Below are 9,873 nucleotides of genomic sequence, written 5' to 3' on the forward strand. Positions count from 1 at the left end.
AAGAATTTAGCGAGTCGGCTTAGCGCCGCGGCCACCGAGCTGGCGGCCTACGTTCTCATCGTTCTTCAGGGCGGAACGCAGTTCCTTCGGCAGGGAGAAGAGAATGTCTTCCTTCGCGGTCTCCACCTCTTCGATGGTGTTGTAGCCGTACTCGGCGAGCAGGGCCAGTACCTCCTGAACCAGAACCTCGGGCACGGACGCGCCGGAGGTCAGGCCCACGGTCGCCACACCCTCGAACCAGGACTCGTCCACCTGGTGTGCGAAGTCCACACGCTCGGCACGCTTAGCGCCGTATTCGAGTGCTACTTCCTTCAGGCGCACGGAGTTCGAGGAGTTCGCCGAACCCACCACGATGACCAGGTCTGCGCGCGGAGCAATCTCCTTGATAGCGCCCTGGCGGTTGGAGGTTGCGTAGCAGATGTCGTCCGAGGGCGGATCTTGCAGGGACGGGAAACGCTCACGCAGACGCGCCACGGTTTCCAGGGTCTCATCCACGGACAGGGTGGTCTGAGAAATCCACACAACCTTCTCGGGGTCGCGGACCGTTACCTGATCCACTTCCTCGGGCGAGTTCACGATCTGGATGTGCTCGGGCGCCTCACCGGCGGTACCCTCGACCTCTTCGTGGCCGGTGTGACCGATGAGCAGGATGTCGTAGTCCTGCTTGGCGAAGCGCACAGCCTCGCGGTGCACCTTGTTCACCAGCGGGCAGGTCGCGTCAATGGTGTTCAGGGAGCGGTCGCCGGCTGCGGAAACCACCGCCGGGGACACGCCGTGCGCCGAGAACACGGTCACGGAACCTTCGGGGACTTCGTCCACTTCATCAACGAAGATAGCGCCCTGCTTCTCCAGGGTCTCCACCACGTGGCGGTTGTGCACAATCTGCTTGCGCACGTAGACGGGCGCGCCGTAGTGCTCCAGCGCCTTCTCAACAGCAATCACGGCACGGTCAACGCCCGCGCAGTAACCGCGCGGGGTGGCGAGCAGGACTTTCTTCTCACCGGTGACGGGTGCGGCGGCTTCAACGTCGGCGCGGCTGCGGCGCTCGCGGGGTACGGGCGGCAGGCCCAGGGCAATAGTTTCAGTGGACATGGTTACTATCCTACGTTGTTCGGACTTTTAGTGTGTGATGACTGTGGCACCGCTCGCAGGGCTACGGCCCAGGGCGGTGAGGCGAATCAGGATACCGAGCAGCAGGGCGAGGATTGCCAGGACCAGCCCGTAGCTTGCCGCCGCCTCCAGATGCCCGGTCAGTGACGGTGCGAGCTGGTTCCATATCCCGGTAATCAGCGCCGTTCCGGCGGTGCTGTGGCTGGTAATTCCCAGGGATTCAGGGGTTTGGCCGCCGAACCAGGCTGCCGCGCCCCAACACAGTAGGGCGTAGAGCAGAGCCGTGACCACCGGTACCAGGATGCGGTGCCTGGGTGCCAGCAACGTAGCCAGCAGTAGGCTCAGCACCGAGATGATGGTCAGCGGCACGGTGGACTTGCCCAGCGCGGCGGCGCGGTTAATGCCGGCGTGCAGGAACCACTCCTGCTGGTCCTGCTGGCTGTTGCCGTCCTTCACCCGGTCAATGTTGAGGGTTTCAGGGCCGAGCTTCGTCAGGTCCGGGTCGAAGGAGCCGATAGAGCCGACCTTCGCATCCAGCGCACGGTAGAAGGGGGTGAGCACAATGACGGCGGGGCCGTCCTGGTGTTCAAGGTTGTAACGGCGAGTTTCCTCGGCAACTTCCTTCCAGAGGCTTCGATATTCTTCAGTTTTTGACAGCTCAGCCGCGGAACGGTTGAGCAGGGAACGTATACCGTCTTGTGTCGGCTTTACAAGAATGGAGTATAAGCCGCTTTCTTTGGTGCCGTCGAGGAAGGTTGTCATAGCCTCGGAGTTCATGAGGTCTTCGACCGCGCCGTCAGCGATGCGCGAGGCAAGCTGCGAATCCTCCGCCAGGTTGGAGGAAATCTGTGAGAAACCGCGCTCTGACATGAGCTTTGAGTTCACCCAGGCGCCCGTGGTTGCGCCCAGACCGGTCACCAGGGCCAGGGCGCACAGTACAACGGTCAGGAACCTGCGCAAACCTGCCGCGAAGGGAGGCTCCGGGGCAGCCTGCAATTCAGCTTTGGTGGGGGCTGTCCCGTGGCCGAGCGTGCGGGTGGGCTGTAGCAGGGTGGTGTCTTCATCCGCCGTGTAGTGGCCGTCCGTGTAGTAGCCATCCGTGCGGGTGATCCGGGTGCCGACGACTCGGGTCGCATCCGCCGGGTAGTTTTGCGCGCCCGTACCCGCCGCAGACGAAGCTGCGGCGGTGTTGAGGGCATTGTTCTGGTCTTCTGACTGATCGGGTGAGCGCATGAGCCTAGGGTACCCGCTCACACTGTTCAAAGCCGATTCAGACCCGCCGAATGCGCCAGAAGCTAAGTTCCACCTGCACTGCGTGCAAGATACCCCGATTCGCTCGGCTGACCTGTGGGCAGGCGCATAACCAACCAATCAGGGACAATAGAGGGTATGAACTTCTACAACCCCTCCGCAGCGCAGCCGGCACCCGCACTCGTGGTGCCGCCCGTGCACGAGCGGCAGCTTCCCGGGAAGTCTCAGGAAACCACCGCCACCAACCCCTGGCCCCTCGCCTTGCTCGCGCAGAACCTCAAAAACTACGTAGACAAGGTTCCCGAGCTCTGGGTGGAGGCGCAGGTCGCCTCCCTCAACGGCCGCGGCGGCAACGTCTTCATGGAGCTCAAGGACCTCAACGAAGACTTCTCCTTCACCCTCGCGCTCTTCGGGCGTGCCGGTAGCGGTCTGGCAGCTGATGTGACCGTGGGCGCTCGCATCGTCACTCGCGCCAAGCCGAGCCTGTGGAAGAACGGCAAACTCTCGCTCATCGGCAAGGAAGTGTACGCGGTCGGCACCGGCAACCTGCACGAGCAGCTGCAGCGTCTGCGTGAGGCTCTCGCCGCCGAGGGGCTGTTCTCTGACGCGCGGAAGAAGCCGCTGCCCATGTTGCCCAACCGTGTGGGTCTGATTACCGGTCGCGATTCTGACGCTGAGAAGGACGTCATCCGTAACGCTTCCCTGCGCTGGCCCGGCGTGACTTTCGAGGTGCGCAACACCCGCGTTCAGGGTGAAGGTGCGGCGGCTGAGGTCATTGCCGCTCTCGCCGAGCTAGACGCTCACCCGGAGGTTGACGTCATCGTCATCGCCCGAGGCGGCGGCTCCTTCGAGGACCTGCTCCCCTTCTCTGAGGAGGCGCTCATCCGCGCCGTCGCGGCAGCCACCACCCCCGTGGTCTCGGCAATCGGTCACGAGGCTGACTCCCCCATCCTCGACGCGGTCGCTGACCTGCGCGCCTCCACCCCAACCGATGCGGGTAAGCGCATTGTGCCCGATATTTCGGAGGAAACCGCCCGCATCACCGAGGCGCGCGCCCGCCTGGACCGTGCGGTGCTCGGCTACGTGGGCATGCAGATGAACTACATTGCCCAGCTACGCAGCCGCCCGGTGCTCACCCACCCGGAGTCCTCCCTGCTCATGCGTGTGGAGGAGCTGAGCCAGCTGCGCGAGCGCGCCCACCGTTCGGTGCAGCACCGCCTGGAGCGTGAGTCGGCGACCCTGTCGCACACGTTGGCGCGGGTGCGTTCGCTCTCTCCTGCGCAGACGCTGAACCGCGGCTACTCCATCGTTCAGGATGCCGCGGGCGCTATTGTGCGTGACGCTTCGGCGCTGAGCGAGAGCGAGCAGATTACGGTGCGCGCGGCGACCGGTTCGGCGCAGGCGACCGTGACCTCCACGGATCCCTCGAACATCTCCTAAACCTCAATACCCCTAAAGTTTTACCCCAAGTTTTTACCTCTGAAAGGTTCCTCAATGAGCGAGAACATTAGCTTCAACAGCGCCGAGCTGGGCGCCCCCGTCGAAACCCTCGGCTACGAGCAGGCGCGCGCCGAGCTGGAGCAGGTCGTGCGCCAGCTGGAGTCCGGCGCCAGTGACCTGGAGACCTCTATCGCCCTGTGGGAGCGTGGCGAGGCGCTTGCCGCCCGCTGCGAGGCGTGGCTGCAGGGCGCGCAGGAGCGCCTGAACGCGGCACGCGGCGCACAGGCAGGTGCACAGAGCGGTCAGGAGCCTGCGGCGAACTAAAGCCGTTTCCAGCACCCGCTCTGGCGCATCCGCCAACCAACAAAATAGCCTGCCCCGCAGCTCATCAGAACTGCGGGGCAGGCTATTTTCGTCTGTTACAAGGCAGAAGCGGGAGTACTAGTGCTTCTGCTTGTAGTCAGCCATGAAGTTACCCAGACGCTCCAGGGCGCTGGTGAGGGTCTGAGTATCGGGCAGGAACACCAGGCGGAAGTGGTCCGGGTCCTTCCAGTTGAACGCGCGGCCGTGGCTGAAGAGAATCTTCTGGCTCTTGAGCAGATCTAGGGCGAACTGCTCGTCGTCGGTAATGTCGAAGCGCTCAATATCAATCTTCGGGAACAGGTAGAGCGCGCCGTCCGCGCTGGTGCAGCTGATGCCGTCAATCTCGTTGAGCATCTTGTGTGCCAGGGTGCGCTGCTCGTACAGGCGGCCGCCGGGAACGATCAGCTCGTTGATGGACTGGTAGCCGCCGAGCGCGGTCTGGATTGCGTGCTGTGCCGGAACGTTGGAGCACAGGCGCATGGAGGCGAGCAGGTGAATGCCTTCCAGGTAGCTTGCTGCGTCCTTCTTCGGGCCGGTGATAGCAACCCAGCCTGCGCGGTAACCGCAGACGCGGTACGCCTTGGACAGACCGGAGAAGGTCAGGCAGAGCACGTCGTCGCCGGTGAGGGTCGCCATGTTGATGGCCTCTGCGCCATCGTAGGTAATCTTTTCGTAAATCTCATCAGAGAACACGACCAGACCGTGTTCGCGTGCCACATCCACAATCTGCTTAAGCACGGAACGCGGGTAGACGGCACCGGTGGGGTTGTTCGGGTTAATAACCACGATGCCCTTGGTACGCTCGGTAATCTTCGACTTAATGTCTTCGATGTCCGGGTACCAGTTGTTTTCCTCATCGCAGAGGTAGTGCACGGGCTTGCCGCCGACCAGCGCGGTAGCTGCGGTCCACAGCGGGTAGTCGGGCATGGGGACCAGGATTTCGTCGCCGGTCTCGCACAGTGCCTGCAGGGTCATCGGGATCAGCTCAGACACACCGTTACCCAAGTAGATAGATTCGGTGTCGAGGTTCATGATGCCGCGGTTCTGGTAGTGGTGCACAATGGCGGTACGTGCCGAGTAGAGGCCGCGGGAGTCAGAGTAGCCCTGAGTTTCGGGCAGGTGACGAATGATATCCATCATGATGGCATCCGGCGCCTCAAAGCCGAAGGGTGCGGGGTTACCAATGTTCAGCTTGAGGATGCGGTGGCCCATCGCTTCCATGCGATTGGCTTCATCCAGAATAGGGCCGCGGATGTCGTACAGGACGTTGCTCAACTTTGAGGACTGACGGTACTTCGTCATGATGATTTACTTTCTAGGGTGATCCAAAATGAATTGTGCTGCGTCATCATCTGCGATGGGGTTGGAACCGCTAGTCAGACGCAACAGGAACGAGAGGTTACCCGTGTCTAATGTAGATGATACGCGGTTAATTGCCGTCCGGGCGCTATCTGGCAGGGTACGGCGGATAATGGGCACCAGTTGCTGCTGCAAAAGCGCCGTCGAGGGGTCTTCCAGGGTGACCAGGCGATTCTCTTCAATCGCGGAGTCGCTGCTGTGCAGCAGGGTCACCTGCACGGTGTCTGCGGTGAGGGCGTTGACGCGCTCGGCGGGGTCGTCCTGAATCTTCGGGTCATGCACGCGGTAGCGGTAGAGGCTACGCAAAGAATCCACACCGTAGGTGCCGCTGGAGTACCCTGCCGGGATGGAGAACGCCAGAGAAGACTGCACCTCACGCAGGTTCGCGAGGGAGTTGAGCTTGTGGCGGGCGCTCACGGCGCGGGTAGTGACCAGCACATCCTTGTTGGTGGCGCTAGCACCGTTGAGAAGCATGAGCTCTTCGGGCAGGATGCGCGAGATGGCGTTGGTCATGTCGGTGGTGCTCATGGCGCGCAGGTTGATGGGGTCTGCGGAGCGGGTGGAGCTTGCGGTGGGGCTCGCGGTGCCGTCCGTAGCATGCGCGGAGGCGGCGCTCTCCTCCGCGGTGGGGGTAGCTGCCGGGGGCAGGGTCACGCCTGCGGCTTGAGCGGAGGCACTCACGGAGGCGGCGATACGTTCGTTCTGTGCGGCGGCGGGGCTAATTTTGCCGTCGTCGGTCAGGTAGAGCAGCAGGTCGCCGCTGTAGTCGATGACCAGGTCCAACGATTCAAGGGCCGCGGCAGTGGTGCTACCGGTTGCCTCGTCGTCGGGCAGAGTAGCGGTAGGGGTGGCGGAATTAGCCGAAGGAACCATGAGCCCGCGCAGGGCGGCGGCGCGGCTGTTATCGGTGTCAACAAGTTCGACGGTGTAGCCGACCTGTCGCAGGGCGCGTGCGTACACGTGCGCTACGGCGCGCATCTCACGCAGAGCACCGTAGCCGATGCGCAGAGTGCCGTAGCTTGATGCGGAAGGGTCCACCTGCGGGGTTGCGTCATTATTCCGGCAGGCGGCGAGCAGCGGCATGAGCGCCAGGGAGGTGAGCGCCGCACGGCGGGTGAGGGTTAGTCGGTTCATTAGGGAAGCTTCCGTGCGTTTTCGTCGGCAAGAAATTCGCGGTATTCGCGTGCCCAGCTGGCGGCGTTGGAGTAGCCCATCATGGAGGCGACCTCGTCGATGAGGGTGCCGTAGCGGATGGTATCCAGCTCTGCGATGGGCACCCAGCGTGCCGTGTCGGAGGAGCCGTTGACCTCGTGGCGCAGTTCGCCGGTGACAATGTGGGCACGGAAAACCACCCGCAGGGCGCAGAAAGGCAGCGCCTGCGGGTCCTTCTGGGTCGAGCGCACGGGGAAGTGTCCGGCGTGCACGCCCAGAATGTCTTCAATGGCGACGCTGTAGCCGGTCTCTTCGAGGGTTTCCCTCAGCGCGGTTTCGTCAGCCTGCTCGCCGGGTTCCATGCCGCCACCGGGCAGGGACCAGAGGGGGCTGAGCGCGCGGTCTTCGGGCACCCAACGAGTCATGAGCAGCTTGCCCTGCTCGATGATGACTGCGTAGGCTGCGGGTCGGGTTTCCATTGCTAATGCCATGGTTCGATTTTACCGTCTATCGTTCTTTAGCGTTTCTTACCGCGGCGTGCGCTGGCGGCTTTGGCGGACTGTCGAGCGTGCTGGCGTGCGTTGCCGTTTTTCTTGGCGTTGGCACGCTTCTTATCGCGTGCTTCACGGCGTGCGTTGGCGGCTCGAGCCTTCGCTTTTGCCTTTGCTTTTTCGGCTGCGACGCGTTCGGCGCGTGCCTGTCGGGTTTCGCTACCGCGGTCGCTGGTTGCGGTGCGTCCGCGCACAATACCGATGAAGTCCTGCAGGAGCGCCTCGAGCTCTTCGCTGCGCGGCTCACCCTTGGGGGCACGCGGCCACACCAGGTGCACCGGGTAGGTGTCCAGACCCGCGACCGGGCGGTAGGTGAGGTCCTTGCGGTGGTAGAAACGCGCGATGGACATGGGCACAATGTACAGGCCCACACCGGCGGCAACCAGTTCGATGGTTTCCTTATCGGTCAGGCCCTCGGGCACGATGCGGCCGGCACTCTCACGCCATGCGCGAGAGACTTCCTCATAAGCGGGAATATCGGAGGCGGGCTGCAGCAGGAACTCCTCGGCAAGCTCCTCCACGGGCACCTCATCGAGCACGGTGAGCACGTGGTCCACGGGCAGAATGACCACGGGCAGCTCCTCGTAGAGGCGGATGCTGTGGTACTTCTCGCCGTCGGTGCTTGCCGGTTCGCGGTCGGGGCGCACAATGCTCATGTGTGCGAAGGGGTTCTCGGGCACCTCAACGACGGGTACCGGGGCGTGATCGGTAGCCTCGGCGGGCGCCTCGGCAGCGTTTTCTCCCTCTGCCGCCGATTCAAGGGCAGGATCAATCAGGCACAGGTCCTGATGCAGGGAGTCCAGGCCGCGCGCCTCACGCACGGGAACCTCCGCCAGCTGCACGCGGTCACCGTAACGCTCATGCCAGCGGTTGAACCACTTGCCGGGCATAATCGCCGGCACGTAGCTAACGCGCAGCACGGAGCGTTGCAGCACGGGGATGGGCAGAGCCTCCGGAGTCTGAATCATTGCCAGCTGCTCGGGGTGCAGGTACACGCGGGTGGGAGCTTCGCTTTCTACCTGGTCGGTAGCGTTTTCGGGCGCGTTCTGCTCGGGGTCGATTGCGGTGAGGGCAGAGTCGTTGACGGGCTGCTCTTCGGGGGTGCCTGCGGTGGAGGATGCGGATGAACTCATCCCTCCACGCTAGCACATCTTGGGCGGGGGCATTGAGGGTAGGTGAGTGGCCTCAACCCGGCGAGATAGTGCACCTATCCCCCGCTGAAGGTAGGACTAGTTCTCGGCGATGTTATCCGCAGTGTTCTCAACGGTTTCGCGGTTAATGCGGCGTTCGCGCAGCTGAGTCACAATGACCAGCACCGTGATAACAATGGCAAGGGCGAGCGGGAACATCCACGGCTCCAGGCCGAGGGCCGCAAGAATTGCGAAGCCGATGGTGGTGTAAATACACGCCCACATGAAAGTTCCGGCGAGCATGGCGGGCACCCAGCGGCGCAGCGGCATTTTCGTGAAACCGGTCGTGATGATGACGGCGGTCTGCAGGCCCACAGTCAAAAAGCAGAGAGGCACGGCGATAACGCCCCACCGGTTGATGAAGGCGCGGGCCTTGCGGTAGAGCGGGCTGTTCATCGCGTTGCGGATGCGGGCGAGGCGGGAGCCACCCTCAGCGGCAAGCGCTCCGAGGGCGTAGACGATGCTGGTGCGGACAATGCCGACCACCCACATGAAGAGTAGGGCAACCTCAAACGGAAGTGTGTTAAACCATTCTTTCACCCGGATATTCTCTCACGGACCAGCAATATTGACCCGTTTCGAGGCTTCTTGTTCAGGTACCGGAGGGGCTCAAAAATTTTTTTAAACTTTTTTCTGGGAGGGGTATCGCCCCGTTTCGCCTGCAATGGCGCGGATTTTACTTAGGTCAACCTTAGTTTATTGACAGGGTGTCGCTATTTTCAGTTTGTCACCCGTGAATGAATTAGGATATATTTTTATTACCGAATAGGGCAGGCCTTGTGGGAAGGCCTTCCTAATCGGTCTAGAAGACTTTCTTCCTGTGTGTGATGCTGGAAAAGGAACCCCATGGACGGGGTTCCTTTTCTTTTTATCGTTCCTTTCCCGAGGCACATTCCCAGCAAAACAAAACCCCGACAGTACGAACTGTCGGGGTTTTATGCATATCTAGAACAAGGTCTACTTCTTACCCTGGTTCTTGTCCTGACGGTGCAGAGCGCTCAGCGGCTTGGGCAGCTGAACCGGGTTCCAGGTGTTGCTCACTGCCTCAAAGGAGGAGCCAGCACCGGGGTGACGGTTCGTGGAACGGACACCACCGGTCACAGTAGCGCCGGTCGAGAGCGCCGGATTGTTCAACGAGGCGATATCCAGTGCATCGAACTCGGAATCATCCAGGACGTCCGGCAGAGGAATCTCTTCGGGAATCGGCTGAGCGGGAGCCTGAGCAGCAGGTGCAGCAGGTGCCTGGCGGACGGGCGAACCATCACGTAGCGCCTGGCGAGCCACCGGCTGGGCCGGCTGAATAGCCGACTGCTGCGCGGGAGTCTGCTGCTGAGCGGCAGGCGCCTGGGTAGACTGAGGTGCTACCGGCTGAGCAGGCTGTGCGGGCTGAGCAGACGGCACACGCTGAGCGCGCTGGGACTGAACAGGCTGGGGCTGAACAGGCTGGGACTGTACGG

Annotated in this window: 9 protein-coding genes and 1 pseudogene; 2 read left to right on the forward strand and 8 right to left on the reverse strand. The window is 62.5% G+C overall.

The window, feature by feature from the left end; genetic code table 11:
• Positions 1 to 6: 6 nt before the first annotated feature.
• Both HMPREF2842_RS03990 and HMPREF2842_RS03995 read right to left on the reverse strand, forming a co-directional pair.
• Positions 7 to 1,092: a 4-hydroxy-3-methylbut-2-enyl diphosphate reductase gene (locus tag HMPREF2842_RS03990; RefSeq protein WP_049346949.1), complete on the reverse strand. Its 1,086-nt coding sequence runs from the start codon at positions 1,090 to 1,092 to the stop codon at positions 7 to 9.
• A gap of 27 nt (positions 1,093 to 1,119) precedes the next feature.
• On the reverse strand, positions 1,120 to 2,343 hold the full coding sequence (locus tag HMPREF2842_RS03995; protein ID WP_049346947.1) for a hypothetical protein: 1,224 nt from the start codon (positions 2,341 to 2,343) through the stop codon (positions 1,120 to 1,122).
• Positions 2,344 to 2,499: 156 nt separating this feature from the next.
• On the opposite strand from HMPREF2842_RS03995, the gene xseA reads away from it, so the two are divergent.
• Both xseA and HMPREF2842_RS04005 read left to right on the forward strand, forming a co-directional pair.
• Positions 2,500 to 3,801: an exodeoxyribonuclease VII large subunit gene (xseA, locus tag HMPREF2842_RS04000; RefSeq protein ID WP_049346945.1), complete on the forward strand. Its 1,302-nt coding sequence runs from the start codon at positions 2,500 to 2,502 to the stop codon at positions 3,799 to 3,801.
• Between the two features lie 54 nt (positions 3,802 to 3,855).
• Entirely contained in the window at positions 3,856 to 4,125 is a 270-nt protein-coding gene (locus HMPREF2842_RS04005; RefSeq protein ID WP_070642875.1) for an exodeoxyribonuclease VII small subunit, read from the forward strand.
• A gap of 117 nt (positions 4,126 to 4,242) precedes the next feature.
• On the opposite strand, the gene HMPREF2842_RS04010 is transcribed toward HMPREF2842_RS04005, so the two are convergent.
• The 6 genes and pseudogenes from HMPREF2842_RS04010 to HMPREF2842_RS09255 form a co-directional block, all read right to left on the reverse strand.
• Positions 4,243 to 5,466, reverse strand: coding sequence for a pyridoxal phosphate-dependent aminotransferase (locus HMPREF2842_RS04010; RefSeq protein WP_070642877.1), 1,224 nt, complete (start codon positions 5,464 to 5,466; stop codon positions 4,243 to 4,245).
• Between the two features lie 6 nt (positions 5,467 to 5,472).
• Positions 5,473 to 6,657 (reverse strand): glycine betaine ABC transporter substrate-binding protein, encoded by a 1,185-nt coding sequence (locus HMPREF2842_RS04015; RefSeq protein WP_070642879.1) that lies wholly within the window; start codon positions 6,655 to 6,657, stop codon positions 5,473 to 5,475.
• Positions 6,657 to 7,154, reverse strand: a complete 498-nt coding sequence (locus tag HMPREF2842_RS04020) for an NUDIX domain-containing protein (protein WP_044150240.1) — start codon at positions 7,152 to 7,154, stop codon at positions 6,657 to 6,659. The genes HMPREF2842_RS04015 and HMPREF2842_RS04020 overlap by 1 nt, the downstream gene beginning before the upstream one ends.
• A gap of 38 nt (positions 7,155 to 7,192) precedes the next feature.
• The gene (locus HMPREF2842_RS04025) at positions 7,193 to 8,359 is read right to left on the reverse strand and encodes a LysR substrate-binding domain-containing protein (RefSeq protein ID WP_141752175.1); all 1,167 of its coding nucleotides are present in this window, start codon (positions 8,357 to 8,359) and stop codon (positions 7,193 to 7,195) included.
• Positions 8,360 to 8,455: 96 nt separating this feature from the next.
• Positions 8,456 to 8,956: a DedA family protein gene (locus tag HMPREF2842_RS04030; protein ID WP_070642881.1), complete on the reverse strand. Its 501-nt coding sequence runs from the start codon at positions 8,954 to 8,956 to the stop codon at positions 8,456 to 8,458.
• 417 nt (positions 8,957 to 9,373) lie between these two features.
• A pseudogene (locus HMPREF2842_RS09255) lies at positions 9,374 to 9,873 on the reverse strand (hypothetical protein); the annotation flags it as partial.

Source organism: Rothia sp. HMSC069C10 (assembly GCF_001812205.1).
Lineage (GTDB): Bacteria > Actinomycetota > Actinomycetes > Actinomycetales > Micrococcaceae > Rothia > Rothia mucilaginosa.